Source organism: Humisphaera borealis, assembly GCF_015169395.1.
In the GTDB taxonomy this organism is placed as follows: Bacteria; Planctomycetota; Phycisphaerae; order Tepidisphaerales; family Tepidisphaeraceae; genus Humisphaera; species Humisphaera borealis.
The window spans coordinates 2,006,827-2,033,408 of the sequence record NZ_CP063458.1 but is presented as its reverse complement, the minus strand read 5'-3'; the positions used below and the strand labels follow the sequence as shown (position 1 = coordinate 2,033,408).

22 protein-coding genes and 1 pseudogene are annotated in these 26,582 nt (G+C 63.3%); 16 read left to right on the top strand and 7 right to left on the bottom strand.

All coding sequences use genetic code 11. The features are described from left to right. Nucleotides 1-61 precede the first annotated feature (61 nt). Nucleotides 62-538, bottom strand: a complete 477-nt coding sequence (locus tag IPV69_RS27510) for an ISAs1 family transposase (protein WP_241179937.1) — start codon at nt 536-538, stop codon at nt 62-64. Next, on the bottom strand, nt 535-1,221 hold the full coding sequence (locus tag IPV69_RS27505) for an ISAs1 family transposase (protein WP_206290838.1): 687 nt from the start codon (nt 1,219-1,221) through the stop codon (nt 535-537). Before IPV69_RS27505 ends, IPV69_RS27510 begins: the two co-directional genes overlap by 4 nt. 946 nt (nt 1,222-2,167) lie before the next feature. Here IPV69_RS27505 and IPV69_RS07580 point away from each other — a divergent pair. The 5 genes from IPV69_RS07580 to IPV69_RS07560 all read left to right on the top strand — a co-directional run bounded on the left by IPV69_RS07580 (nt 2,168) and on the right by IPV69_RS07560 (nt 7,493). Beyond that, nucleotides 2,168-2,944, top strand: coding sequence for a bestrophin-like domain (locus IPV69_RS07580; RefSeq protein ID WP_206294389.1), 777 nt, complete (start codon nt 2,168-2,170; stop codon nt 2,942-2,944). A gap of 442 nt (nt 2,945-3,386) precedes the next feature. Then, on the top strand, nt 3,387-4,349 hold the full coding sequence (locus tag IPV69_RS07575; protein ID WP_206294388.1) for a M14 family zinc carboxypeptidase: 963 nt from the start codon (nt 3,387-3,389) through the stop codon (nt 4,347-4,349). A 151-nt stretch (nt 4,350-4,500) separates the two neighbouring features. Then, nucleotides 4,501-5,067, top strand: coding sequence for a peroxiredoxin family protein (locus IPV69_RS07570; protein ID WP_206294387.1), 567 nt, complete (start codon nt 4,501-4,503; stop codon nt 5,065-5,067). Between the two features lie 334 nt (nt 5,068-5,401). Next, nucleotides 5,402-6,280, top strand: a complete 879-nt coding sequence (locus tag IPV69_RS07565; protein WP_206294386.1) for a type II secretion system protein — start codon at nt 5,402-5,404, stop codon at nt 6,278-6,280. A gap of 280 nt (nt 6,281-6,560) precedes the next feature. Next, nucleotides 6,561-7,493 (top strand): AAA family ATPase, encoded by a 933-nt coding sequence (locus IPV69_RS07560; protein WP_206294385.1) that lies wholly within the window; start codon nt 6,561-6,563, stop codon nt 7,491-7,493. A gap of 27 nt (nt 7,494-7,520) precedes the next feature. On the opposite strand, the gene IPV69_RS07555 is transcribed toward IPV69_RS07560, so the two are convergent. Both IPV69_RS07555 and IPV69_RS07550 read right to left on the bottom strand, forming a co-directional pair. Then, on the bottom strand, nt 7,521-8,747 hold the full coding sequence (locus tag IPV69_RS07555) for a DUF58 domain-containing protein (protein ID WP_206294384.1): 1,227 nt from the start codon (nt 8,745-8,747) through the stop codon (nt 7,521-7,523). Between the two features lie 49 nt (nt 8,748-8,796). Then, entirely contained in the window at nt 8,797-10,428 is a 1,632-nt protein-coding gene (locus IPV69_RS07550) for a hypothetical protein (protein ID WP_206294383.1), read from the bottom strand. A 133-nt stretch (nt 10,429-10,561) separates the two neighbouring features. Here IPV69_RS07550 and IPV69_RS07545 point away from each other — a divergent pair, with 133 nt between their 5' ends. The 3 genes from IPV69_RS07545 to IPV69_RS07535 all read left to right on the top strand — a co-directional run bounded on the left by IPV69_RS07545 (nt 10,562) and on the right by IPV69_RS07535 (nt 13,485). Then, nucleotides 10,562-11,224, top strand: a complete 663-nt coding sequence (locus IPV69_RS07545) for a CerR family C-terminal domain-containing protein (RefSeq protein ID WP_206294382.1) — start codon at nt 10,562-10,564, stop codon at nt 11,222-11,224. Between the two features lie 78 nt (nt 11,225-11,302). Further along, nucleotides 11,303-12,454 carry an ABC transporter permease gene (locus IPV69_RS07540; protein ID WP_206294380.1) on the top strand — a complete coding sequence of 384 codons (1,152 nt, stop codon included), beginning with the start codon at nt 11,303-11,305 and terminating at the stop codon, nt 12,452-12,454. A gap of 110 nt (nt 12,455-12,564) precedes the next feature. Continuing rightward, nucleotides 12,565-13,485 (top strand): dihydrodipicolinate synthase family protein, encoded by a 921-nt coding sequence (locus IPV69_RS07535; RefSeq protein ID WP_206294378.1) that lies wholly within the window; start codon nt 12,565-12,567, stop codon nt 13,483-13,485. 81 nt (nt 13,486-13,566) lie between these two features. Here IPV69_RS07535 and IPV69_RS07530 read toward each other — a convergent pair whose 3' ends face one another. Further along, entirely contained in the window at nt 13,567-14,970 is a 1,404-nt protein-coding gene (locus IPV69_RS07530) for a cytochrome P450 (protein ID WP_206294376.1), read from the bottom strand. Between the two features lie 200 nt (nt 14,971-15,170). Further along, a complete protein-coding gene (locus tag IPV69_RS07525) occupies nt 15,171-16,442 on the bottom strand; it encodes a phospholipase D-like domain-containing protein (protein WP_206294375.1) in 1,272 nt (423 codons plus the stop codon). Between the two features lie 309 nt (nt 16,443-16,751). On the opposite strand from IPV69_RS07525, the gene IPV69_RS07520 reads away from it, so the two are divergent. Both IPV69_RS07520 and IPV69_RS07515 read left to right on the top strand, forming a co-directional pair. After that, nucleotides 16,752-17,831: an Mrp/NBP35 family ATP-binding protein gene (locus IPV69_RS07520; RefSeq protein ID WP_206294373.1), complete on the top strand. Its 1,080-nt coding sequence runs from the start codon at nt 16,752-16,754 to the stop codon at nt 17,829-17,831. A 10-nt stretch (nt 17,832-17,841) separates the two neighbouring features. Next, nucleotides 17,842-18,183 carry a hypothetical protein gene (locus IPV69_RS07515; protein ID WP_206294371.1) on the top strand — a complete coding sequence of 114 codons (342 nt, stop codon included), beginning with the start codon at nt 17,842-17,844 and terminating at the stop codon, nt 18,181-18,183. 7 nt (nt 18,184-18,190) lie between these two features. Here the strand turns inward: IPV69_RS07515 and IPV69_RS07510 are convergent, their stop codons facing one another. Beyond that, entirely contained in the window at nt 18,191-18,829 is a 639-nt protein-coding gene (locus tag IPV69_RS07510; RefSeq protein WP_206294370.1) for a regulatory protein RecX, read from the bottom strand. Nucleotides 18,830-18,974: 145 nt separating this feature from the next. On the opposite strand from IPV69_RS07510, the pseudogene IPV69_RS07505 reads away from it, so the two are divergent. The 6 genes and pseudogenes from IPV69_RS07505 to IPV69_RS07485 all read left to right on the top strand — a co-directional run. Beyond that, nucleotides 18,975-19,994: pseudogene (locus IPV69_RS07505) on the top strand (DNA ligase); the annotation flags it as partial. After that, nucleotides 19,983-20,384 carry a WGR domain-containing protein gene (locus IPV69_RS27880; RefSeq protein ID WP_390884399.1) on the top strand — a complete coding sequence of 134 codons (402 nt, stop codon included), beginning with the start codon at nt 19,983-19,985 and terminating at the stop codon, nt 20,382-20,384. The pseudogene IPV69_RS07505 and the gene IPV69_RS27880, both read left to right, overlap by 12 nt. Nucleotides 20,385-20,438: 54 nt before the next feature. Further along, nucleotides 20,439-20,717, top strand: a complete 279-nt coding sequence (locus tag IPV69_RS07500; RefSeq protein ID WP_206294368.1) for a hypothetical protein — start codon at nt 20,439-20,441, stop codon at nt 20,715-20,717. Between the two features lie 143 nt (nt 20,718-20,860). Next, nucleotides 20,861-22,354, top strand: coding sequence for an ATP-dependent DNA ligase (locus IPV69_RS07495; RefSeq protein WP_206294367.1), 1,494 nt, complete (start codon nt 20,861-20,863; stop codon nt 22,352-22,354). Nucleotides 22,355-22,458: 104 nt separating this feature from the next. Next, a complete protein-coding gene (locus tag IPV69_RS07490; protein ID WP_206294366.1) occupies nt 22,459-25,077 on the top strand; it encodes a transglutaminase TgpA family protein in 2,619 nt (872 codons plus the stop codon). Between the two features lie 60 nt (nt 25,078-25,137). Further along, entirely contained in the window at nt 25,138-26,442 is a 1,305-nt protein-coding gene (locus IPV69_RS07485; RefSeq protein ID WP_206294365.1) for a competence/damage-inducible protein A, read from the top strand. Nucleotides 26,443-26,582 lie beyond the last annotated feature (140 nt).

The following is a 26,582-nucleotide window of genomic DNA, read 5'->3' as shown; positions in this document are numbered from 1 at the left end:
TGCCATTCGGCCCCTGTCAAGGCGGCGGGTCGCCGGGCTGACGCCCAGGGCGATTGCATGTTCAGGTCGTTAGCAGACGGAGCAGGTAGTGCTCGTCCCAACCTGCCTTTAACCGTTTCCCGTGGATCCCGTTTTTGATGCTCTTGTCCCGCTTGAGAAGATTGAGCGTCAGCCGGCACAACCGGGAGTAGTTCTCCGCACCATAGCCTTTGCGGATCCGCCGCTCGTCCTCGCGGGAGCTCACGTCCAGTTGCCAGTGCAGCTTGTTCTCGATGGCCCAGTGGCCGCGGATCGCCGCCGCCATCGCCCTGGCGTCGGTCCCTGCGACGCTGCTGATGAAGTAATGCCGCTCGACGCTGCTCTTGCCGGCAAGCACCTCCCGCTTGCGTTCGACCGCGATCACGCCGGCCAGTCCCGGCCACTGCTGACATAGGTCGCCGAGCCAGTGCACTTCGTCCATCACCCACACTTTGCGGGTGTCCAGCCGGCCGTGGTCGGCGTCGAACTCCTCGTGGACGCCGTGGCTCACGTCCTTCATGCCGCCCAGGATCGCTTCGTCCAGCAGCTTCCTGACCTTCGCGTGCAGCGTCGGACGAGGCGAAGCCTGGTCCTCGGCTGGTTCTCCTTCACCGACAGCACGTAGTTGCCGCCGGCATCGACGATCTGTCTGGCGATCTGCGTCTGGCAGCCGGCGGCATCGATCGTCACCGTCGCGTCCTGAATGTCTAACAGGCCCAAAAGCCGCGGGATCGCCTCGATCTCATTGCTCTTGTCATCCACGGCGACCTGGCCGAAGACCATCCGGTGGGCGTCGACGAACGCGCTGACCATGTGGGTCATGTTGTTCCTGGCCCAGGCGTGTTCGAAGGACCGGCGGATGGCCTTGCCGTCGATCGCGATCAGTCGTCCGCCGGCGGACTGTGCGATCGCGCCGACCCAGGCGTTGAAACACTGCTCGAAGGCGTCGGGATGGAGCTTGGCGAAGACGCGACCGAAGGTGTCGTGAGAGGGGATGCCGTGGGGAAGATCCAGGAAGGTTCGAAGCCAGGAGAGCTTGCTCTTGCCATAGAGTTCAACGTCGACCCAGCCGTCGGCGCCGCAGATAACGGCGCAGACGGAGATGACGAGGATGTCGTGGAGTTTGTGAATCACGTTGCAGCCGCGAGGATCGGGGAGGTTGGAAAACGCGCGCAGGGTACCACTGGTCGCAGGGCCATCCATGGCGAAGCTCCGTTTCAGGAGATGAAAGTTGTTACCAGCGAAGCTTCGCGACCGGTGAAGGAGTGATAGCGAGAGAAGTTAGAAAGCGCAACCCGTACAAAACACAACCATCGACAAAAGGAGATGCGATTGCCCTCGGCTGACGCCAAATGCCTGTCAGTTACGGGGTTGGACGGCGTTTTTGACGGCGCAACCGCGGTCGAACGGGCGTTTCCGGGTGGTTTCGGAAAATTGTGCGATTGGTCGGCGAGCGGGGTCGCGGGTCTGGTCGGCGGGCGTTGCGACGTGGGGGTGTTACGCCGTGCGGTCTCGGCATCGTGTGCGGCGTCGTTAACGGGGCATGGCTCCGCGACCCGGGGGCCCGCGCTCCGCCTGGCGTCGCGGCTCAACCGGGGATGAAAACGATTGACGAAATCGGTGCTGAACCTAAAATTATGCTAACGGATGGTTGATCGCGGTTCCTGGCGTCCGGGCCTTGTGTCCGCTGGCGCGGGGTTGTCGTGCGCTGCCGACTTGTGCGGCGGGGTGTTGGGATGGTGTGGCGTCGTTCGCGATCTCGGGTTCGTTCGGCGACGTCGCCTTGGGTTCGTTCGGCGGAGGCGGTCATGCGGATGACGGCAGGCGGAGGTGGCTCTGGGAACGCCGAGCTCCAACTCGGCTCTTTGTGGATTGCGGCTTTAATACGGATGAGGAAGGAGCCGAGCTGGAGCTCGGCGTTCCCGGGGCGCGGGTGGCGGGTGGCGGCTTGGGTTCGTTTGGCGATCTGGTCTTGGGTTCGTTCGTGAGAAGGCGGTGCCGGGCTGGAGCTTGGCGTTCCCGGGGCACGGCTGGCGGCTGGGGGCCGATGCGGGCGGGCGGTGGGGCGGTATGATCAGCTCGGTTCGCGTGCCATTGACGCTTTGCGGTCGTCAGAGTCTTTCCCGTCCTGATGAGGTTGCCTACATCCATGAGCCCGATTACTTCCGCCATCCTGCTGTCGGCTTTTCTTGTCCTCGGTGTCGCGCTGTTTCAGGAAGTGGGGTACCGCCTGGGCAAGCACGATGCGCTGCGCATCAAAACATTTGCCAGCGGCACCGGTGCGGTCGAGGCGGCGGTCTTCGGGCTCATCGGGCTTTTGATGGCGTTTATGTTCAGCGGGTCGTCCACCCGACTGGAGAACCGACGGGCACTGATCGTGGAGGAAGCCAATGCGATCGGCACCGCGTACCTGCGGCTGGATCTGTTGCCGACGGCCGACCGCGACGAGCTGCGGCCGCTGTTCCGCGAGTATGTCGACACCCGGCTGAAGATTTACGCAAGCCTGCGCGACCTCGACGCCGTGCAGGCTGAGCAGGACAGGTCGGCGGCGCAGCAGTCGGTGATCTGGTCGAAAGCGGTCGCGGCGGTGGGCAAGGCGGGGGCCTCGCCGCAGGCGTCGCTGCTGCTTGTGCCCGCGCTGAACGAGATGTTCGACATCACCACCACCCGGACGATCGCGGCCAAGACGCATATCGCGACGCTGTTGATCGTCCTGTTGTGCGGGCTGGTCATGCTCGGCGGGTTGCTCGCGGGGTACGGCATGGCGCAACGCGGATGCCGGTCGTTGGTGCATCTGCTGGTATTTTCGGTGGTGCTGGGCGTGACGGTCTATGTGATCATGGACTTCGAGTACCCGAGATTCGGTTTAATCCGGATCGACTCGACCGATGAGGCGATCCAGGCGGTGCGGGAATCGATGAAGTGAGGCGGGAAGGCACGGGGGGCACGAAGGCACGAAGGCGTGGGGGGCATGTAGTGGAGGTGGCGATGACTGGACGACATGGACTGTTTGTGGCGCGTGGCTGGTTTGTCCTGGTGGGGGTGTCGGCTGCGCTTTGGGCGGGGGTGGGGCGGGGGGACGCGGTTGTCGCTGGGCCGGCGACGGGGCCGGCGACTCGGCCGGCGATCACCTTCTCGACCAACTTCCAGGGCGGCATGCTCGGCAAGGTGGAGGCAGTCGGGTCGGTGGGGGCCGGTGCGGCGGCCGATGCGAGCAGCTTTCGATGTGCCGTCCCCGGCCAGCACAACGAGCAGGGACGCAATCGCCAGACGAGCTGGTTCTACTTCCGGATGGAAAACGTCCGCGGAAGGTCGCTTGCGCTGACGATGACGGATCTCGTCGGCGAATACAACTATCGCCCCGCGCGGTGCCGCACGGCCCGGACAACGGGCCGGCCTGGAGCACCGACGGCAAGCAGTGGACGTACTTCACGCCCGAGCAATTCACGTGGGACGCGACGGCAAAAGAGGGGACGATCCGGTTTACGCCGGATGTGGATGTGGTGTGGATCGCCCATCAACCGCCATACACCCCGAGTGATCTGGAGCGACTGCTGGAAGACGTCGGCCGGTCGCGGGCGGCGCGGGTGGAGATGATCGGCAAGACGGCCGGCGGGCATGATCTGCCGATGGTGACGGTGACTGATTTCTCGGTCGCCGACGACAAGAAGGCGTGCATCTGGCTGCAGGCCCGGCAGCACGCGTGGGAGAGCGGGACGAGTTATGTGATGGAAGGGGCGCTGCGGTTTGTGATCTCGGACGATCCCAAGGCGGTCGAGCTGCGGAAGACGACGCTGTTTCGGTTTACGCCGATGATCGATATCGACGGCTGCGCCGCCGGCAAGGTGCGGTTTAACGCCAACGGGTACGACCTGAACCGCAACTGGCTCGCCGTCGATCTGCGCGACCCGGAGATGCTGAAGCGAATGCCGGAGATCTGGTATGGGAAGAAGGCGATCGTGGCGGCGCACAGCGTGGGGCCGAAGATCGACCTGATGGTCAACCTGCACAACACCGAGACGGGGGAATATCTGCAAACGGCAGCGACGGACGAGCAGGCGTTTGGAAGGTTTGCCAAGCTGTACGACGCGCTGGTGGAGCGGACGCAGTTCGAGCCGAGCCAGAAGTTCCAGAAGCCGAACCCCAAGGCGGTCGTCCAGCCGCCGGGCGACAGCACCAATTCGCTCTGGCAGACGCATGGCGTTCCGGTGGCGCTGATGGAACTGCGCACGAGCACGGTGAAGAAGCTGGGACGTCGGCCCCTGCCGGCGGACCGGATGGCGTTCGGGAAGGAATTGATCGTGGAGATGGCCGCGGCGGCGGGGAAGTGAAGTTGAGCGGCGAGTCTAAGTTGTTTGGCGCGATGCGTTTTGACAGGTTTTGAGAGATTTGCCGAAAGATTGGAATAACTCTTCGGGACGGCCGCGTAGTGCGATGGTCGGCGGGTGTCGCCGGCAGATTGGCCCGGCCCGGAGAGATCCCATGATTGGCTCCTTCTGCCACGCCGCACTGGCAATCGCGTTGTTGTCGTTTCCGGCGCTCGTGTTGGCGGTGGAAAAATCGGTGTTGCCGCCGGCGGTTGGCGATACCGCGAAGAACTTCGAGCTGCCGCTGGCGACGGGCGAAGGTAAGGCATCGCTGCACGGGCTGACCGCCAGGAGCAGAGTGGTCCTGATCGTGCTTCGAGGTTGGCCCGGCTACCAGTGTCCGATCTGCACGAAGCAGGTCGCCGAGTTTATCGCCGAGGCCGACGCGTTGCGGTCGGCGGGCGTGCAGGTGTTGCTGGTCTACCCCGGACCTGCCGAGAAGCTGAAGCAGCACGCGGCCGAGTTCGCCGGTGCGAAGAACCTTCCGGAGGGCTTTACGCTGGTGCTCGATCCGGACTATGCGTTTACCAACGCCTACGGACTGCGTTGGAACGCGGCGAAGGAGACGGCGTATCCGTCGGCGTTCGTCGTGGACCAGAAGAACGTGGTCTGCTTCGCGAAGGTGAGCAAGAGTCACGGCGGACGAGCGACGAGCACCGAGGTGTTGGCGGCGCTGAAGTGAATGCAGCACCGAAGTGAGTGCGGCGCTGAAGCGAGTGCAACACTGGACGATCGAGGAGGCGGGCATCCTGGTCGGTGAGATGGCGTGAGCGGGGCCGCGAGACGCCGCGTTGATGGGCAGTGGGGTGCGGATTGCGTCGCCCGTAAGCGGGCTGGTCATAACGTTTACCCGGTATTCGAGCTGAGGAGCGGCTGGCCCGCGTTTTGCAGTGATAATTGCTGTCGCCATATCGTTATGGTGAAACCCTGTTGCCGTACCTGTGTCGGCAGCGGTCCTTCTGTGTCCTGTCGCGCCTTGGAACGGTCCGACGGGCCGCAGTCCAGCAAAGGTTGTCATGCAAGACCCGATTGTTGTACCCGTCGGATCAGGCGAACTCGTTCGGCCGTCAGCGTTCATGAATCGTGGGGCGTTTACGCTCGTCGAACTGTTGGTGGTGATCGGCATTATCGCACTGCTGATCTCCATTCTGCTGCCGAGCCTTCAGCGGGCGCGGATGGCGGCGATGAAGACGCAGGACCTGAGCAATATTCGTCAGGCGGCGCTGGCCTGTATCTCGTACGCCGGCGAGAGTCGTGGCCGCTGGCCTCGTGGCGAGCGGGGCAATGGCTTCGGCACCGGCATCGGCAGCGACGACCTGAGCCAGATGCACTCGAGCTTCTTCGACGTGCTGATTCGCTTCAACGGCTCGGCGCCCGATGCCACATCCGCGGCGCAGGGTGGTGTGAAGGTGCCGGCCGAAAAGCTCGGCGTCATCTCCTGTAACGCGTGGCTCTACGACTCCCCCATGAGCGAGAAGATCGCCGACCTGGCTTACTACGGCGGAACGGGGCAGCGGGTGCAGGCCGGCTGGGTGTATTGGGGTGGCCGCAATCCGGACCGCGTTTACAAGACGACATACAACCCCGACGGCACACCGACCGCAAAACCGTACACACTCACGCGCGCCGTCGGCGACAGACCGACCACGCGTACGCTGCTGACCTGCTACAACTACGCCAGCGTCGTCTACGGGACGATGCTTCCTCACTACGGCAAGTCGTACAGCGGTCTGGGGCTGGCCGGTTCGAGTCAGCCGTTCCAAAGGACGGCCGAGGTCGAAGGCATGTGCATGTCGTATACGGACGGTAGCGCCCGCTTCGTGCACCGGGACGACTTCGGGGCGATGGAAGGTTACTCCAAGGGATGGACGTTCTACGATCGCACGGCGGAGTGACCGCTGGACACGACGGAGTAAGCATCGGCTGACGGTTCTGATTCTCTCCCTGGCGATCGGCCGCGCCGGCCCTTCCGGGGCGGCCGTCGCATGGAGAGGGCGATCGATGCACTCGTCGCCATCGGCGGTGACATGGCGGCGGGAACCGCGTCGCGAAACGATGAAGCCTATACAAGTCCACCGAACGCTATAGAATGCCGCCGGCCGAGAACGATCCGGGAGGAGGGTGTTGCAACCCCCGGCAGCGGCCCGATTTGTTGCCTTATAGCCAGGTGGTTTCGTGTCCGAACCGCTCATCGACCGGCTCCGCGCCAATATCCAGACCGTCTTCCTCGGCGACGTGAATGCCGTCGACCTCCTTCTGGTGGGGCTCGTGGCGCGCGGCCATGTATTGATTGAAGACGTGCCCGGCGTCGGCAAGACGGTGCTGGCGCGGGCGCTGGCCAAGAGCGTCGATTGCCGCTTCAGCCGGATTCAGCTCACACCCGATCTGCTGCCCGGCGATGTGCTGGGGGTGAGCGTTTACAACACGCAGACACACGCGTTTGAGTTCCGTCCCGGTCCGGTGTTCGCCAACATCGTGCTTGCCGACGAAATCAACCGCACGACGCCGCGGACGCAGTCGGCCCTTCTGGAGGCGATGAGCGAAGAGCAGGTGAGCGTCGAGAACAAGACGATCATCCTGGAGCGGCCGTTCATGCTGGTCGCGACGCAGAACCCGATCGAGTTCGAGGGCACGTATCACCTGCCGGAAAACCAGCTCGACCGTTTCATTCTCCGGGTGGCGCTGGGCTACCCCGACCGCAAATCCGAGCACCAGATTCTGACCCTGCAGCCGGGGCGGACGGGCATCGATAAGCTCAAGCCGGTGATGACGGCGGCGGAGGTGGTCGAGCTGCAGGATCGATCCCCGCACGTGAAGCTCGATCCCGGCATCATCGACTACATCCTAGACCTGGTCGCCGCGACCCGCCAGAGCGACGAACTGCACCTGGGTGTGTCGCCGCGCGGGGCGTTGTCGCTGACGCAGGCGTGTCAGGCGTTGGCGCTGGTCCGCGGACGGAACTATGTCACGCCGGACGACGTCAAGACGCTGTTCATCGCGGTGACGGCCCATCGTGTCGTCGGCAAGGCGTACCTGAGCAACGGAAGCGGGACGGCGGTCGCGACGGTGCTGCAGGCGATTCTCGACCGAACACCGACGCCTCGCTGATGTAGCAAGAGTTCCGACTCGGCACTCTCATTTCACCTTCGATTCCACGGCCGGCGAACAGGTCATGAAATCGACACGCGCTTCGAACGTGAACCACCGGCGGATTTGCGGGTCGTCGGAGGGGAGCACGACGACCGCGCCGCGCTGACGCGTATCGATTCCGGCCGGGAGCGCTTGCGGCGTGAGCAGAACCGCCGTCGCGCCGTCGCGGATGTAGCGCAGGCCCTCGTCCATGAGCTGTGATGTCGACGCGATGGTCTGAAGCGGAAGGCGAGCCAGCGCCGAGAGCAGGTCGCCGCGATGCCGCTTGCCGCGGCTGGGTTCAAGGTATTTCCAGCCGTCGGACCAAGCGAGCATGCCGACCGAGAGGTCTTGTTCGATCGCGCAGTCGGCGAGCGTGGCGGCCATCGCGACTGATCGCTCGACCCCTGCCACTTTCGGGGCGGATTGGTCGCTGACCCAGGTATCGACCAGCAGCAGCAGTCGCGGTGGGGCGACCTGCGTCATCTCGCGGGCGACGAGCACGCCGGTGGCAGCGGTTCGGGCGGACCGCTTCCAGTAGATGTGCCGCGGACTTTCGCCGGGGCGATGTTCCTTCACGCCGTAAAACTCGTCCTGCCCGCCCTGGCGTGGCCGCATCATGGCGCCGGTTTTGTCGGCGGCGCGGCACATGTTGAGAACGGCGCGATCGACAGAACCGATCGTCGGATAAACCAGCAGGTGGTCCTTCTGCCGGTCGGTTAGCGCCCGCTTGATGAACCCGAACGGGAAACTCGTGCTGATCTGAAAGCGGTCGAGCTGATGAAGCCCGCGACGGCGGGGAATGACTTCGGTTGGCACGGATGCCGTCATGCCGGCCGCCGCGTGCAGCATGTAGGCCTGCGGCTGCTTCGTGAAACCGTCGGCGGCGTCGATCTCGGAAACGGTCACCGAGAGGCTCGGGTAGAATCGCTTGGCGTTGGCGAACTGGTAAACGATCCGGGACGGCACGCCGACGATCGCATGGTCGGGGAGCACGCGGTGGACCGTCAGCTTTCGCAGCACGCGCTTGCTGAGGATCGCCGCCAGGATGAGCACGCCGATCATCAGACCGAACACGCCGTAGAGCAGGTTCGCGCCGCTGTTAATCGCGGCGAGCCCCATGAACATCATCATGCAGCAGTAGACGAGCCCGACGAGGGAGAAGTCGAGGCTGGGCCGCCGACGGATCGGCGGCGGGGCGTAGGCGGGTTTGGCGGTGAATGGCAATCGCATCGCGGGCGGGACCTTACAACACCACGATCATCTTACCGGGAACCAACGTTTACGGTGAGCAGTTCTTTGGACTGGGCTGCACTTCTTCCACCAGCGGGCGAAGTGCCGACAGGGCGCAGACCATCGCTCCGATCACAAAGAAGTAGTAGTTGGCGAATGCCTGCTTATTAAACGCGATGAACGGCAGGTAGACGGCGGCGATCGCCAGGCAGAAGCCGGCCGGGTTTCGCGGGCAGATCGCCAGTGCGAGGACCAATACGGGTATCGCCACGGCGAATGCGATCCACGCTTCCGGCTTGACGTCCTTGATCGGGGACCGTTGGTACCACCAGACGAGCCAACTCAGCGCGTCTTCGCGGAACGGGGCGACCTGCTGAACGGTCACCGTGGAATGCCAGAAAGATTTGAGGTCCCAGAGCGCCAGGGGAAGCGTGACCACAGCCGCGACGAGCAAGGCTCCGCCGATGAGGCGGACGGCGGCTTTCCAGTCGCGCGGGTTTGGCACAAGCAGCCACGCGAGCGGCACGGCGAACACCAGATACTGCTTGCTCGCCAGGAAAAGCCCGAGCGCGATCGGCAGGAGCCGAGGCTTTCGGTACGCCGTGAAGATCACCAGCGCCAGCATGAGGACGACGAACGGTTCGGTCCAACCTCGTCCGATGATGAAGAACGCCCTGGGCGTCAGCAGCAGGAGGATCGCCGCCAATCCGCCCCATCGACCGGGACGGGCGAATGCCAACAGCAGTGCGGCGAGGGGTATCGCCACCGCCTGGGCATACCGGTGGTCGCCGCCGACGAAATATCCGGCGGTAGAGAGGAGCAAACTCAGCGGCGGGTAGGGGAATCCGAACGCCAATTGGCCGTCCTTCGAGAGGCCTTTGCCATAGACCTCCCGGTCTTGTGCCTGATCGGTGGCGGCATAGATGTCGGGATAGGTGACGGCGTACGGATTGTCGCCGGCAAGCAACGCCTTGGCGCCCAACTGCTGAAAGACGTAGACATCAATATGGGGATTGGGGCACGAGCGCACCATCCAGATTCCGAGCAACAGGTGAAGGACGAGAAATGCGGCGAAAGAGATAGCCCAGCGGCCTTTCCGGCTAATCAGCATCAGGAGTGAAGTGGTCGCGGCGGTGTAGAGGGCGTGAAAGGCGGCCGACGGCATCGCGTCGTAGTCAATGCCCCTGTCGCCGGGGAGAACGTAGAACGCCGGAACTCTAATCACGACGGCCAAGCCGACCATTGCACCAACCAGGAGAACCGCTATCCCTTTCTGCCACCACTTCAGGTCGGCGGCGAATAGCGCCGTGATGGCGGCAGCGGCGAAGCCGAGGCCCGTGCGAAAGATCAGCAGGTTCCGCTCGTCGTCCAGCTTGAGATCGTTGCTCCACTCGTTCCAGCCGGAGGGGGGACTGCGAAGGAGTTGAATCAGGCAAGCGGCGGCGGCAAGTGTGATCGCCGCGGCGCCCCCGAGTGTCGCCGGTCGCAGCAATTTTTCCCTGCCGGGAAGCCCTGGCAACAGCATTGCCGCCAGCGTTCCGGCCAGCGCGACACCGATCCACCGAATGGCGATGCCGTCGTATTCGCCGTCACGAATGTGAATCGCCTGCCCGACGGCGAAGACGGCCAGAATCAGGAGCGTGGCGCGGCAGGCGTCGGTAAACCGCTCGGAACGTGACATGGCATAGATATTGTCACGAACAGAGGTCGAATAACAGGTCGTCCGACGGTGGTCTGGGAAGCGTCAGCCTTGAACGCAAAAATCCGTTTGCCATTTGACCCGCCGGCGGAAGGCGTTTTAAACTACTGTTTGAATGAGCACCACGGCGACTCCCCCCGACATCTCTCGACAGGCCCAGACCTGCGCTCGCCTGCTTGAGGCCGCTGCACAGGAGTTCGCTGACCACGGCTTCCACCACGCCACCGTGCGGGAGATCTGCCGCAAGGCCGATGCGAATGTCGCCGCCGTGAACTACCACTTCGGCGATAAATGCGGGCTGTATTCCGCGACGCTGAAGCATTGGATCGTTGTATCGCTGGAAAAGTTTCCGCCGCTCATGGGCGTCCCTGCCGACGCGCCCGCGGCTGATCGTCTGCGTGGTTTTGTCCTGGGATCGCTCAGCCGCATGCTCGACACCGGTTCGGCCGGCTGGCACGGGCAGTTGATGGCGAGGGAGATGGTCGAGCCGACCGAGGCATTCGACGAGCTGGTCCAGGAAACGCTCCGCCCGATGTCGGAGCTGCTCCACGGAATCGTCCGCGACATCGCCGGCGGGGACGTCAACGAACAGGTCGTCCGATCGTGCGCGATGAGCGTGATCGGCCAATGCTGTTTCTACAAGCATTCACGTGAGGTGGTCACTCGACTGTTCGGCGACGCCGTCTATGGCGCGGATTTTCTCCAGACGACCGCGGATCACATTACGAGGTTCTCCATCGCCGGTATCCACGCGGCGACAGCATCCAAAAAATCGTGACATAGCCTCTCGAGGCGTTTTTGCCTCTCCGCCAGAGTTTCTCGTGCCATCCCGATCGGTCCGTCGTGCAAAGCTCCGATGAACTACGTTGCGTTCAAAATGCTCACCGGCGACCGGGCGAAGTACCTGGGCATTGTATTCGGGGTCGCATTTGCTTCGCTGCTCATTACGCAGCAGGCAGGCATCTTTGTTGGCCTGATGTCGCGCACCTACGGCGCGATCGAGGACGCCGGCCAGCCCGACATCTGGGTGATGGAGGAGAAGGTCCAGTTCATCGACGACGTCAAACCGATGTCGGACACCGAGCTTTACCGTGTGCGTGGCGTCGCGGGGGTTGAATGGGCCGTCCCGCTGTACCGCGGCCTGCTGAAAGCCCGCCTCGACGACGGCAATTACCAGGCCTGCTTCGTGAGCGGCCTTGACGACGAAACCCTGACCGGCGGCCCGCCGGAAATGCTCGAGGGCAAGCTCTCCGACCTTCGGCAGGCCGATGCGATTATTGTCAACGATGTGGGCGCGGCAGGGATGCTCGCCAAGCGCGGCCCCAACGGCCAGAAGATCCCGCTGAAGATCGGCGACGTGATCGAGCTTAACGACCATCGCGCCAAGGTTGTCGGCATCTGCCGCGTCAGCCGGACGTTCAACAGCCAGCCGTCGATCTTCACGACCTACACCCGTGCCACCACTTTTGCCCCGTTCGAGCGCAAGCTCCTGAGCTTTGTGCTGGTCAAGGCCAAGCCGGGCATCACCCCGGCCGACCTCTGTCAGCGGATTCGGGAAGATACCGGGCTTGGTGCTTACACCCAGAAGCAGTTCATCGACAAGACCTACAACTACTTCTTCGAGAACACGGGAATACCGATCAACTTCGGTATATCCGTGACGCTCGGCTTCTTTGTCGGCGTCGCGATCGCCGGCCAGACCTTCTACCAGTTCACCCTCGAAAATCTCAAGCACTTTGGCGCCCTCAAGGCGATGGGCGCCGGCAACGTACAGCTGCTCAAGATGATCCTGCTCCAGGCCGGGCTTGTCGGCGGCGTTGGCTATGGGATCGGTGTTGGCGTCGCCAGCGTGTTCGGCTACCTGACTCGCAACAGCGAGCTTAGCTTTCTCCTGCCCTGGTGGTTGATGATCGGTACGGCCGGGGCGGTCCTGCTGATCTGCCTGGCCGCATCGGCACTGAGCCTGCTGAAGGTTTTGCGGTTGGAACCGGCAATCGTGTTCAAGTGAAGTGCTGACCGCCGGTTTCTGAACCCCGTTTCCCAGGCGGTCCGATTTCGCATTCGGCGTTCCATGCGATTGCCAATCGTGCGAAGTCGCCGTACAAACTCGGCACCCCTATGCTCACCACGCTTACCCCAGACGCACTGGTCGCTTCCGTCCTGGCCGTTCCGCCGTTGGCACGAAACGCCGACTACTCGCTGAACGATGCCGAGAACACCAAGATCATCCGGCACATCGAAGCCGGCGGCATCCGCACCCTGCTCTACGGCGGAAACGCCAACTTCTACCACATCCCGCTGTCCGAGTATGACCAGGTGCTGGCCTACCTCGGCCAGGCCGCGGGGCCCGATACGCTGGTCATTCCGTCGGCCGGCCCGGCTTACGGGCTGTCGATCGACCAGGCGAAGATCATCCGCAAGCACAAGTTCCCCACGGTCATGCTGCTGCCGCAGGTGGGTATCACGACCAGCAAAGGCGTCGCCGCTGGCGTAGAGCGATTTGTGCAGGCGGCGGGCGTGCCCGCACTGCTGTACATCAAGCACGACGGCTACATCGAGCCCGAAGACGTCGGTCCCCTGGCGGAAAAGAAGCTCATCAGCGGCATCAAGTACGCGACCGTCCGCAATGACGCCGACACCAAGGCCGACCCTTACCTGCACAAGCTGCTTGGCTACGTCGACAAGAAGATCGTCATCAGCGGTATCGGCGAACAGCCGGCGATCGTGCATGTCGACGGATTCAAGCTGGGCGGGTTCACCAGCGGTTGCATTTGCGTGGCACCGAACCTCAGCCGCAAGATGCTCGTCGCGCTGCGTGCCGGTGACATCGGCGAGGCTGATCGCATTCGCGGGATCTTCCGCGGGCTGGAAGATCTGCGCAACGCGATCAACCCGATCCGCGTGCTTCACGAGGCGGTCCGCCTCGCCGGAATCGCCAACACGGGCCCGCTGACGCCGTTGCTCACCAACGCCCCCGAAGCCGATCACGCCCGCATCCGCGAAGCGGCGACCAAGCTGCTGGCGGCAGACAAGGCTTAGCGCTTAGAAAAAAGTGCTGAGTGCTGAGGCGAAGACGCCACTTCTCAGCACTCAGCACTTTCACTCAGCACTGCCTTGACCCTACCTGCGTCGCAGGCGCATCCAAACCGGGTCCTTCGGTCGCAGCGTGATGGTCGGCGTCAGCCGCAGGGGTTTGGGCGACTCGGCCTCCAGCCGCCAGTCGCGCAGCAGCGTGGCGATGATCAACACCGCTTCGGTCCAGGCGAACGCTTCGCCGATGCAGCTTCGCGGGCCGCCGCCGAAGGGGAAGTAGGCGTACTTCGGCCGGTTCTGCTTCGCCGTGTCGTCCAGCCAGCGCTCCGGTTTGAAAGTTTCCGGCTCCGGCCACCAGCGCGGGTCGCGGTGGGTGATCCACTGGCTCATGATTACGATTCCCATTTTCGGAACTCGGACCGAGTCCGATCCCAGTCGCACGTCCTCCTTCGCCTGCCGCATGAGCACCCACGCCGGCGGGTACAGCCGCATTGCCTCGGCGACCACGGCGCGGGTGAACGGCAGGTGGTCGAGATCGGCCGACAACAGGTCGCGGCCGGCCCCCGCGGCGTCGATTTCGGAATAAAGCTTTGCCGCCGCGTCTTCGTTCTGCGACAGCAGCCACAGCGCGAACGTCAGTGCGTTGGCGGTCGTCTCATGACCGGCGATGAAAAGCGTGACAATCTCATCGCGAAGCTGAATGTCGCTCATCGCCTGGGCGGAGGCCGCATCCTGAGCGCCGCCAGGGTCGTCCGACATGACGGCCGTCTCTCCGCCGGTATCGCGTGCGCGGACGAGCGTCGAGAGCAGATCGCCCCGGTCGACCCCGGCCATCCGATTCTGCAGCACGAAGTGCTCGACCGTCCGCCGCACGTCCGCCTGGGCCCTGACGAACCGGCGATTACTCGGCAGGGGCAGCCGATTGAGAATCGGGGCCAACGGGTTGCGTGCCCGGCTGAACATTCGAACGATCACGTCCATCGCCTGGCCGATCTGGTCGATCTCGTCTTCGATGCTGGCGCTGAAGAGGGTTTCGGTGACGACGCGTAAGGTGAGCTTCATCATCTGCTCGTGCAGATCGATACGCTCGCCGTCCCGCCATGCCACTGCCATCTGCCGCGACCGGCGAACCATCGCGGCGGAGTACCCTGCGACCCTGCTGGGGTGAAACGCGGGCTGCGACAGCTTGCGCTGGCGCTTGTGAAAATCCCCTTCGCTGGTCAGAAGTCCGTCGCCGATCGAAACCCTCGCCTGCCTCAGCGCGGGGCTTTTTTGAAACTGGTCGGCCTTGGCGACGATCACTTCGCGGATCAGATCCGGGTCATTCAGGAGTACGAACCTCATCCTGCCGATGCCAAACGCAGACCGGTCGCCGAACTTCGCCGCGATACGGATGAGAAATCCAAGCGGATCGGACCGGAACGCGAACATCAGATGCCCGGGAAATCGGGCACGCGGTCCGGGGAGTGTGTTGGTGGCAGAGGTGATCATGTTGATGCGGTTACTCCCTCTCCCCTGTACTCGGGGGAGAGGGCAGGGGTGAGGGGCCGAACGACCGGGGTCGTCGTCCGCGGACAGTTCCTAACCAATATGCGCTTCCGTCGTTCAGGCTTTCAAGGCAGTTCTCGACGCCGTACGTTCGGCCCCTCACCCCGACCCTCTCCCCTTGAGTACAGGGGAGAGGGAGCGAATCACATCACATATCGGGCCCGGCTTGTCGCCCACTGCACGAAGCGGTCGCCCCAGGGGCGGCGTCGCCAATGGCTACGGTGGATCTGCTTCGCGTAATTCACGTCGTTGTCGAACAGATCTTCGATTTGCCGCCCAAACTCCGCCGATCGAACGATCGCCGACAGTTCGCAGTTGACCTCAATACTGCGATAGTCCAGGTTCGCCGAGCCGATCACGGTGGTCTTGCCGTCGATGCAGAGCGTCTTGGCGTGCAGTACGACGTGCTGGCGCTCGTAGATTAGCGCGCCCGATTCCATCAATGTTTCGTAGAACGACTGACCGGCGAGGCGGACGACCGGCACATCCGAGATTCCCGGGAACATCAACCGAATCGACACCCCGCGGTCTCCGGCGGCGCACAATTCCTTCACCAGTTCGTCGTCGGGCGCGAAGTAGGCCATGGTCATCGTGATGCTGTCCGACGCCGATCGCAGAAGGTGGCGGATGAAAGGTCGGAGCTTGCTGTCCATCGTCGGTGGCGACGCCATTACGCCCAGTTCGGCGTCGCCGGTCAGGTTCTGGTCGAAAGCGAGGGCCCGCATTCGCCGGCCACGGCGAACATAGTCCCATGTCGTCCGAAACGCCTTGAGGAACATCCGCGCGCCGGGCCCGCGGACGCTCATCCCGTTGTCGCGCCAGAACTCCCCCTTGACGTCGTTGACGATCCAGGATCCTGCGTACTCGGTCCCGATATTCAGACCGCCGAGGCCGGCAAGCTCGTCGTCCACGATGACGAGTTTGCGGTGGTTGCGGTTGAACGGGTGCCAGGCGTGCCTGCATTCCCAGGGGGCCACGGGGTGAAACACTTCCAGCCGAACACCGGCCTCGCGCATGCGCTTCAGCGGCGCCGTTTCCGGGCCGAAACCGCCCCACGGCCGGGACGCGAAACAGTCATAGATGCAGAAGACTCGAATGCCTTCCCGCGACTTCCTCGCCAGCAGATCGGCGAACGCGTTGCCGGTTTCGTCGTCGGCGAAAATGTACATTTCGATGCAGATCCGACGTTTCGCATTCGCGATCGCCTCGTAAGCCGCATGCAGCGCTTCGCCGTCCTTGTAGAGTTGGAGCATGGTGCCGTCGGAAAGCCGTACCGGCGGCGGAACGATCCATCCGTCGTCGTCGCAGCCGGGACAGATGTTCACACCCGCGGCAAAGCCCGCCGCGGTCGCGGGCATCGTCTCGGGCGACGGCGCCTTCTTTCGAAAAGGGGCCTTCGATCCGGCCTTAAGCATGGATTCCTCGAATCAGGAAAGAGGTGCGCCAGCGAAAAGGCGCAAAACGCAACCTGGCCACGAGACACGACTGAAAGAAAACGAAACACGCACAACGGGGACCTGGTAAACATCTGCTTCGAATGATTTGCATCGGAGTTCTTGTTTACCAATCCGGTCCCTTACGCAAGGTCGCTCTCCGCGTCTCCGAGGTGATCTCTGGCTTGCCGCTTCACCGTAAGCGACCGCTGCCGCTATACTAGCCAGACTACTCCGGGCTCGTCGTGCCGGGGAGAATTAATCCCGACTCACGAAGGATTCGACACACTCATGTCTCTTACGCGCGAGCACATCATCGCCGCACTCCGCGGCGTTCAGGACCCGGAACTGTTCAAGGACATCGTCACGCTGAACATGGTGAAGGACGTTCGAGTCGATGGCGGCCACGTCGCCGTCACGATCGAACTGACGACGCCCGCCTGCCCGATGAAGGAAAAGGTCGAGAGCGATGTCCGCGGTGCGATCCTCGCCGCCGGCGCGACGACCGTCGATGTGCAGATGACCGCCAATACCCGCGGCCCGGCGAACGCGCCGGCCGAGAAGCGAAGCGTCCTGCCGCAGGTGAAGAACGTGATTGCCGTCGGTGCCGGCAAGGGCGGCGTCGGCAAGAGCACCATCGCGACGAATATCGCGATCGGCCTGGCCCGCACGGGCGCAACGGTCGGCCTGATGGACGGCGACATCTACGGCCCGAGCATGCCGACGATGCTGGGCATCAAGGGCAAAACGCCGCAGGTCAAGGGGAACAAGATCGTGCCGTTTTTCGTGCACGGTATTCACGCGATCACCATCGGCTCGCTGGTGGAGGAAGAGAAGCCGCTCATCTGGCGCGGGCCGATGGCGCACGGCGCGTTCAAGCAACTGCTGACCGACAACACCGAATGGCCGGCGCTGGATTACCTGATCGTTGACCTGCCTCCGGGCACCGGCGACGTGCCGTTGACGCTGTGCCAGTTGTTGCCGCTGACCGGCGCAGTGGTGGTGGCGACGCCGCAGCAGGTGGCGCTGGATGACGCCGTTCGCGCGGTGCGGATGTTCCAGCAACTGGGAGCGCCAATCTTGGGGCTGGTCGAGAACATGAGCTACTTCGTCGGCCCGGATGGCACCGAGCACGACATCTTCGGTCGCGGCGGCACGGAAAAGGCTGCCCAGCGTCTGGGGCTGAACTACCTGGGCGCGTTGCCGATGTTCACTGCACTACGGGTCAACAGCGACTCGGGGAAGCCGAATGCCAACTTCGAAGGCGAGCCCAAGCTCGCCGACGCGCTGATGGCGATCGTCAAGACGCTTGCCGGGCAGGTGAGCCTGCGGAACCTCACGGTGCCGACGCCGACGCTGAATGTGTCGTGAGGGATGCGAGATGAACAAGTTGAAGTTAGCTTGGGAGCGATATCTGGCGGATGGTAATGCTGCTCAATTGCTGCATCTCTTGCAGACGGCGTCGGACGCCAAAAGGTGCATTCACGCATATCCAAGTCTTCATCGAATCTGCGACATCATCGTGGAGAAGCATCCCTATCGCGTTATGCGGTGCGTCGCCTGCAACGAGACTCTGTTCATTGAACCGATTTCTTTTGAAGTGGCCAAGCTGGATCAACCGGGAGTTCCGTACAGGCTCAACGGCGACCGACTGAGGCAGTGGGTCAGCGACGAAACGCTGTACGCTCCGAAGGAGGTAGTTGATTGGGCGAAATACGATTGAACGAATCTCAATCCCTTTCCTGCCCCAACACCTCATCCACCACCGGCTTGATTTCCTCGAACGAAAACCCGCGCCGCTGCAGCATGCCCACCAGTCGCCGCCGGGCGACGGCGGGTTCGAGTTTCAACAGCCGGGCCGCCTGCTTCTGCGCCAGTTGCCGGGCGACGGCGACGCTGTCGTGGCGGTTGTAGACGTCATTGAGGGCGGCGTCGGCCGTGCTGCTGTGGACACCGGCCTTCATCAGTTCGATCTTCGCCCGCCGTTTGCCGTGGTGCTTGTGCTGCGCGGCGGATAGCGCCTTGGTCTTGGCGAATCGTTCGTCGTCGAGATAGCCCATGCGCTCAAGATCGTCGAGCACGCCAGCAATGGTCGTTTCGCCATACTCCTTCCGCTTCAGCTTCGCCGCCAGTTCCCGCCTGCTGTGGAGCCGCATCTGCAGCGATTTCATCGCATCGTCAAAGCACTCCTGGCGGACTTCCCCTTGCAGGATAGTCGTCACCTCGTCGGGCGTCAGACGCTGTCCTTCGACGAGCCGAAACCGGGCGATCACATTGATATTACAGGAGAACGCAAACGCGCCATCGAGATGCACGTTGCGGCGGTTCTTCCGCCGGCGCTGCTCGGAGATGCGGGTGATCGTCGGCACATTTAGCTCAGTTTAACGAGGGGCAACAAGAAGTTGACGTCAAAGTTTGTGTACGGTATACGTTAGCACTGTGGTCATCATAGCGCGCGGCTGATTCGAGGCAAAATCAACGACGCGATTATGACACATTTCCGCGGGGAACCTTATGGCTGATCTTGCCGACGGCGAATCGACAGAAATGCAGGGCTCCGGCAGTAAGCCGTACGTACTGCGGAACAGCGGCGGGGTCTATTCCTGCACCTGCCCGGCGTGGCGGAACCAGTCCACCGCGATCGAAGTTCGCACCTGTAAACACCTTCGCAAGCTGCGAGGCGATGCCGCCGAGGAGGCCCGCCTGGGCGGTGCGCTTCCGCAGAAGCCGGTGAAGGCGACCAAGGTCGACGAAGAGGGTAACGAGGTAGCCGGTCCGCCGATCCTGCTCGCCGAAAGCTGGGACAACGCCGCCGACCTCGCCGGCTGGTGGATGAGCGAGAAACTCGACGGCGTCCGGGCCTATTGGGATGGAAAGCAGTTCCTGTCGCGACAGGGCAACCTGTATCACGCACCGGATTGGTTCATCGAAGGCCTGCCGAATACACCTCTCGACGGCGAACTGTGGATCGGCCGTAAGAAGTTCCAGCGGACGGTGAGCGTGGTCCGGCGGCAGGACAAGTCGGAACTTTGGAAGGAAGTTCAGTACCTGGTGTTCGACGCGCCGGCGGCGGCCGGTGGATTCGAGGATCGGCTCGCACTTTTGCGCGACACCCTTGCCGGAAGCAAGGCAAAGTATGCCGAGCCGCACGCACAGCAGCTTTGCAGGGACATCGCGTCGTTGCGGACTGAGCTGTCGCGTGTCGAAGCGCTGGGCGGCGAAGGGCTGATGCTCCGCCAGCCCGGCAGCAAATATGCCGCCGGCCGGTCGAGCACACTGCTGAAGGTCAAGACGTTCCACGACGCCGAGGCAATGGTGATCGGTCATCAGGACGGGCTGGGCAAGCACAAGGGTCGGCTCGGTGCGCTGCTGGTGAAGTTGGCGGATGGGACGCAGTTCGCCGTCGGCACGGGGTTTTCGGACAAAGAACGCGGCGCACCGCCGGCCGTCGGCGCGACAATTACCTTCCGCTATCAGGAGTTGTCGGAAGCGGGTGTGCCGAGGTTCCCGAGTTATGTCGGCGTGCGGACGGACGGCAAGACGAACGGCGGTGTTGTGCCGTCGGGCCCGGCGGCGACGACTTCCGGCAAGGCAGCTGCGACCAAGTCCAGCACCGTCGTACAGGTAGGGCGGGCACTGCCCGCCGGAGAAACCGAGCCCGGCACGAACGGCCCGAGTTCGAAGACGGGTGAGTCCGGTAGCAACGTTGCGCCCCCAGCGTTTCGGCGGTTCGAATACAACGACGAGAAGTCCAGCAAGTTCTGGGAGGTCGGGCGGTCGGGTTGCGATGTCACCACCAAGTGGGGCCGCATCGGCTCGGCCGGACAAAGTAAGTCCAAGACCTTTGCGAACGAAGATGCGGCGAAGAAGCAGGCGGAGAAGTTGATTGAGGAGAAGACGGGCGAGGGCTATGACGAAGTGTAGAGTACACTCTTTTGCCGCCACGACAGGCAACACACTGCGACGGAAAGATTTGCCGTGCCAAGCACCGGAAATACAAAGCCGCTTGAAGAACAATCGCGAGGAGAACTCGTCGCTGGCGCAGTCATTTTCACCCTTTTCGGGAGCATGCTTCCGGCGATCTTCGTCATCATCGAATTTCCGAGCGAGGTTGGAGGCAAGCTCAATTGGTTGGCATGCCTCAACCTTGGGCAAATCGCCGTCATGTTGCTAATCCTGCTTCCGTTCACCCTGTTGCCGTGGATTATTGCCATCGTCCATCTCGCGGAGTTGCGAAAACGCAGTAGATCTGGTTAGGCACAAGCATCGGATGGAACGTTTGTCCCCCTCCTTGGGAACTCCGGGCGAAAGTTTGGAAGGGCGGTACGTTGAAGCCCTTCCAATCTGAAATGCCCAGTGGATTTGGACACGACGGCTTTGAATGAGGATCGGACACTATCATGGCCAACACCAACAACCCCCTCGTCGATACCTCCCGCGTCCAACTTCTCATGGGCGACTACGGCGTCGCCAACGCGAGGGCGCTGACCAATCCCTTCTGGCACCTGATGGCCCAGGAGCATCGGCGGATGCTCGCGTCGCACATGGCGGCGTTCGATAAGCCGACGATGAAACTCAAACTGCCGGAATCCGACTACTTCGTCAGCCGCAAGGTGGACGGCGAGTTCAGCCTTCTGGTTGTTCAGTCCGGTTCCTGCTGCATCGTCAACCCCGGCGGGACGGTTCGCGTCGGGCTTCCGTTCATGGCCGAGGCGGTCAAGCTGTTGAAGGACGCGAAGGTCGATTCGGCCGTCTTCGCCGGTGAACTTTACGTCGCCCGCACCGATCGCCGGCCGCGGTGCCACGACGTGTCGCGCGTCGCCCGGCAGCCGGCCAATGCGGACGAGGTCGGCACGCTTCGGTTTGCGGTGTTCGACATCCTGGAGATCGACCAGAAGAAGCTGTCGCACCGCTACGCCGACAACTGGAAGCAGATCGAAAAGTACTTCAAAAGCGGCAAGGGCATCCATCCAGTAGAGACGCACCACGTCAAAACGCTGGCCGATGTCGAGAAACACTACGAGACCTGGGTCGAAGGGGAGAACGCCGAGGGGATCGTCGCCCGGTCGGACGTCGCCGGGCTGTACAAGATCAAGCCGCGGTCGACGCTCGATGTGGCCGTGCTGGGGTTCACCGAAAGCAACGAGCCCGACCGCGCCGGCATGATGCACGACATGCTCATCGGCCTTATGCGGCCGGACGAAACCTACCAGGTGCTTGGGCGCGTGGGCGGCGGCTTCACCGACGACCAGCGGAGGGAGTTTCTCTCCGATCTGAAGGACATCCCCGCCGAAAGCGAATACACCGAGGTCAACGAGCAGCTCGCCTACCAGATGGTCCGGCCGGAGTGGGTGATCGAGATCAGCTGCCTGGACCTGATCAGCCAGAACACCCGCGGCGGCAGCGTGGACCGGATGGTGCTGAACTGGGACAACCGCGCGGCGAAGTACGGCGCCGTCCGCCGGTTGCCGCTGGCCAGCCCGATCTCGCCGCAGTTCCTCCGCAAGCGGCAGGACAAGACGCCCAACCCGCAGGACCTTCGGCTACAGCAGGTCGCGGATATCGTCGAAGTGCCGATGATCGACCGCGATGCGCGGCAGTTGACGCTTCCCGGCAGCACGATCCTGAAGCGGGAGGTCTACACCAAGCAACTTAAGGGACAAACGATGGTCCGCAAGCTGCTGCTTTGGAAGACCAACAAGCACGGCGATGCCGGTAATGGTGAGTGGCCGGCGTTCGTCGCGTACTTCACCGACTTCAGCCCGAACCGCAAAACCCCGCTGGAGCGCGAGATCCGGGTGAGCGAATCGCAGGAGCAGATCGAAAAGCTCTACGAGATCATGAAGACCGAGAACATTGTGAAAGGATGGGTGGATGCGGTAGGCAGTAGGTAGTACGCAGAGCGGAGAAGAAGAACACTCGCGGCTCATCGTTTTCTGGTTACCGGCTCCTGCCCTCTGCCTGTTGCCTATTATCGTGATACAATCCGCGACGAACGATGCGTATCACCCAGTTCAAGCCCGCACTGTTCCTGCTGCTTTTCCTGGGCATCACGGGGTTCTCCATTGCGTCGCGGTCGCCGGGCATCTGGCTCCTGGGGTGCTGCGGGGTGGGGCTTAACGGGTGGCTCGTTCTCACCGGTCGGTTTAAACCGCTTCCGAGACTGCTGGCGAATCTGATCACGCTCGCGTCGATGTTTTTTGTCGCGCGGCAGTTTTTCAGCCCGATCGGCGGCCCGGCAGCCTCGCCGGTCATGACCATCGGCCAGTTCCTGGTCATCCTGCAGGTCGTCAAGCTCTGGGAACAGCGCGCCAATCGGGATTACGGCCAGCTCCTGGTGCTCAGCCTGCTGTTGATGGTCGCCGCTTCCATCAACACCAGCAGTCTGCTGTTCGGCATTCTTCTCTTGTTGTACCTGTTCCTGTCGCTGTACTGCTGCCTGCTGTTCCATTTGAAGGTCGAGACTGACAAGGCGATGGCCGCCTATCCGCTGCCCGAAGAGAAGGTCAGCCCGGCGGTGCTACGGCAGGACCAGCGGTTCCTCGCCCGGTCGATGCGGCGACTATCGGTGGTCACGGCGACCGGTTCGATCCTGACCGCCGTCGTCGTGTTCCTGGTCTTTCCGCGCGGTTCCGGGCAGTCGTTCCTGGCGCCCTCCCAGTCGCGGGCCGGGCAGTCGATGACCGGCTTCGTCGACGAACTGAACTTCAATCAGGTCGCCCGCATCCAGCAGAACGACCGGATCATGGGATATACGTCGGTCACCAAAAATGGCCGGCCGATGGGTCCCGGCGACACTATTTACTTTCGTGGCGTGACGATGGATCGCTATCGCGGCGCCGCGGTCGAGCCGCTGGGCGGAATCGGGCGGCGGACGCTGGGGCGGGGTGGATTCGCCCGCGACGCCCGCGACTACGCGCCCTCCAACGTCAGCCGGTACACCGCCTACGCCCCGCGCGAAGTGACATTTCTCACCGCCTCGACACCGCCCGCCGCCGCTGTGACCTACGAGCAGAAGACCTCCCTCTCGCCAACCGGCACGCGGGCGATCTTTGTGGTGTCCGGCAGTGGCACGCCCGGCGAGCGGGTGTCCACCGCCCGCAGCTTTACCCCGCACCGTGACGTATCGACCATGCCCGGTACCGATCTGTCGCTGCAAACGGAAGATCCGTTGTCCAGTGCGATCGAATACGACGTGACGTCCGACGACGCGGCCAACCCGCGCGACTTCAACCAGGCACGCTTTCCCACCCGTTTCCCCGCCGACTTCAGCCTGCTGGAGCCGGCCGACATCGTCCATCCCACGACCAGCGAAATCGTGCCGTCGCTCCGGGCGACCTCGCGCGTCTACGGACCGATGTACCTGCGCTGCTTCGGCTTTCGTGACGGCGACTACATCATCGAAGCGGGGGGCGTCAAGCTCGGCGACGTGGCTTCCACCCAGCGGGTCAGCGTTCTGCTCGATGCCTACATGGCCGGCAAGCCGATCGTTGCCGTTCGGAGCAACCGCTTGATCACGCTTCCTTACGTCCACCCCGACATCGAGGCGTACGCGCGTCGGGTCGATGTCTCCGGTGTGGACGACGCCGGGCGCCCCCTGGCCGCGCAGCGCGAAAAGCTGGGCGGGCCGTCGGCGGTGGACGAGGAGATTGCCGCCAATATCGCTCGTCATCTCCGCAACGAGTTCTCTTACACCCTGGACATCAGCGATTCCGAATCGCGCCGCGAGGCCGATCCCATTCTCTGGTTCCTCTCCAAGGACGGGCGACGCGGTCACTGCGAGTACTTCGCCGCGGCGATGTCGCTGCTGTGTCAGTCGGTGGGCGTCAACGCCAGGGTGGCGCTGGGCTTCAAATGCGACGAGTTCAATCCCTACAGCAACCAGTTTGTCATCCGACAGGCCCACGCCCACGCCTGGGTCGAGGTGCTCACACCGACGGGCTGGGTCACCTTCGATCCCACCAGCGCACGAGACGTGGACAACCAGCCGCACGAGTACGGCCTGTACCAGCAGATCAAGCACATGCTGAACTGGCTCGAGTTCTCGTACGCCAACAACGTCATCGCGTATGACAACGACAGCCGCGAGGGCCTCATCCAGGCGATCGAGACCGAGATGACGCGCCCGCTGTACCGGGGCGTGAACGAAGGTTGGCTCACGCGGAAGCTGAGCGATTCCACCCTGTACCGCGCGATCACCGATCCCGATTCAGCACTCGTCCGCTGGGTGATCATCGTCGTCGCACTGATCGCCGCCGCGATGGCGCTCCGCTGGGCGATCCGGCGCTGGCTGCTGCGGCGCAGGGCGGCCCGCATCGGTCTGGCCGCGCTGCCGCACGACGAGCAGCTTCGGCTGGCGCGGCAACTGGGCTTCTACGACGACCTGCTTCGCATCCTGGAACGCCGGAAGATCGACCGCCCCGCACACCTGACGCCGCTGGAGTTTTCCCGCTCGCTGCTGTTCCTGCCCCACAGCGCCTACCGCAGCATCCGGCGATTGACGGAAGTCTTCTACCGGGTTCGGTACGGTCAGCAGGACCTGAGCGCCGGCCTGCAGCGCCGGCTGCAGAAGGTCATCCAGCGGCTCGACCAGGATCTCGACGCAACACCCGGCTGACGGCACATCGCTGCTGCCCACCTACCTCATTGCCCCGATCTCGCCTACGCTAAGCACGACATGAACGCCATCATCCTATCCGTCGGTGACGAACTGGTTCTGGGTCAAACGGTTGACACCAACTCCGCGTGGATCAGCCAGCAACTGGCGGCGATCGGGTGCGACATCATCGGCCATCGCACCGTCGGCGACGACCAGGCGCTGATCGAGATCGCGATCGCCGAGGCGGCATCCCTCGCCGATGTCATCATCGTGTCCGGCGGCATCGGACCGACCGAAGACGACCTCACCCGCCAGGCGATCGCGGCGGTGAACGAAGTCGAGCTGGTCGTCGATGAGAAATGGCTCGCCGAGATCGAAGGCTTCTTCCGCAAGCTCGGCCGGCGGATGCCCGAAACCAACCGCATCCAGGCGATGATCCCCGCCGGCGCTCAGTTGCTCTGGAACACCTGCGGCACCGCCGCGGGCGTGATGGCGATGATCAAGTCGATCGACGTCGAAGGCGAGGACGACAACGAAGAACTCGTCGCGACCGAGGTTCCGCTGTTCGCCACGCCCGGCGTGCCCAAGGAAATGAAGGCGATGTTCACCCGCGACGTGCTCCCCTGGCTCAAGCAGCGGACCGGCGGGGCGGTCATCCTGTCGCGCATCCTGCACACCTTCGGCCAGGGGGAAAGCGCCGTCGCCGAAAAGCTCGGCGAACTGATGACCCGCGGGCGCAATCCTTCGGTGGGCACCACCGTCTCCGGCGGCATCGTCTCCCTGCGGCTGAATGCGCGGTATCCCTCGCTCGAAGAAGCGACCGCCAAGCTCGAAGAGACCGCGGCCCGGTGCCACGCGGAGCTGGGCGATCTGATCTACGGTCAGGATGATGTTCCGCTGGCGACGGTCGTTGCAAGGCTGCTGCTGCAAGACCCATCGCACCCCACCGTCGCGACCGCCGAAAGCTGCACCGGCGGACTGGTCGCCAGGATGCTGACCGACATCCCCGGTTCCAGTGCCTACTTCAAGTATGGTTGGGTGACCTACGCGAATCAGGCAAAAACAGATCTGCTCGGCGTGCCGGCGCAAACACTCATCGACCACGGCGCGGTCAGCGAGGCCACGGTGCTCGCGATGGCCAAGGGCGCCCGCGACCGCGCCGGGGCGACGTACGCCCTAAGCCTCAGCGGCATCGCCGGCCCCGACGGCGGCACCCCGGAAAAGCCGGTCGGCACCGTCTGGATCGCCCTGGCTCACACCGACGGCGTCACCGCCCGGCGATTTATCCTCACCGGCGACCGCGAGATGATCCGCGACCGCGCCGCGAAAATGGCGCTCACCATGCTGCGGTTTCGGCTGCTGGGCAAAGAGCTTCCGTTTTGATCAGCTCCCGCAGAGGGCTGCCAGTTGGTGTGCAGTGCCGGGGGCGATCTCGGCGACGTCCGTGGGATGCCATCTAAAGTTCGATTTCAACACGAAGGCACGAAGGACACGAGGAGACATCAGGTACCTGGAACAGCCGT